The 698-nt window shown below is 63.9% G+C and carries 1 protein-coding gene; it reads right to left on the reverse strand.

What is annotated here, in order from left to right:
• The coding region (locus AC22G6_RS21805) for a thiamine pyrophosphate-binding protein (protein WP_487368504.1) at positions 1 to 608 on the reverse strand (608 nt) is incomplete at its 3' end.
• Positions 609 to 698 lie beyond the last annotated feature (90 nt).

Raw genomic sequence — 698 nt, forward strand, 5'->3', positions numbered from 1 at the left:
AGCGAGTGCTCGCCACCGGCGCCACGGTCCAGACGGGCGGGCTTCGGAATCTCGCAGGTAATGTCGCCGTAGAAATAGTCACGCGGAATGTTCAGCTGGGTCGGGCCCATCTCGCTCATGGCGCGATCGAAACAGCGGCCGGTGTACTCGGCCATGCGGGCCGGGTGGGTCACGTGGCCCTGGTACTTGGTGAACTCCTGGAACATCGGCAGCTGGTTGCACTCCTGGAAACCACCCAGCCCCATGCCCATGGTGCCCGTCTCCGGGGTCACGATCACCACCGGGCTGTGGGCCCAGAAGGCGGCGCCGATCGCGGTCACGCAGTTGGAGATGCCGGGGCCGTTCTGGCCGATCACCACGCCGTGGCGACCCGAGACGCGGGAGAAGCCATCGGCCATGTGGCCGGCGCCCTGCTCATGCACCACCGGGATCAGGCGGATGCCGGCCGGCGCGAAGATATCCATCGCATCCATGAAGGCCGAGCCCATGATGCCGAACATGTCGGTCACGCCGTTCGAGACCAGGGTCTCGACGAAGGCCTCGGAAGGGGTCATGCGGGTGGGACCGACGGGCACGGACCGGTTGGCTTGGCTGTTCTGATCGCTCATGATGCGCTGTCTCCTGTTAGGGATGGTTTTATATCGAAACCGGTACGAAGAGTTCCGATAAGTGAGATTGAAACGAACTTTAGGCTGGCG

Source organism: Parazoarcus sp. PS-13 R2A (genome assembly GCF_057621855.1).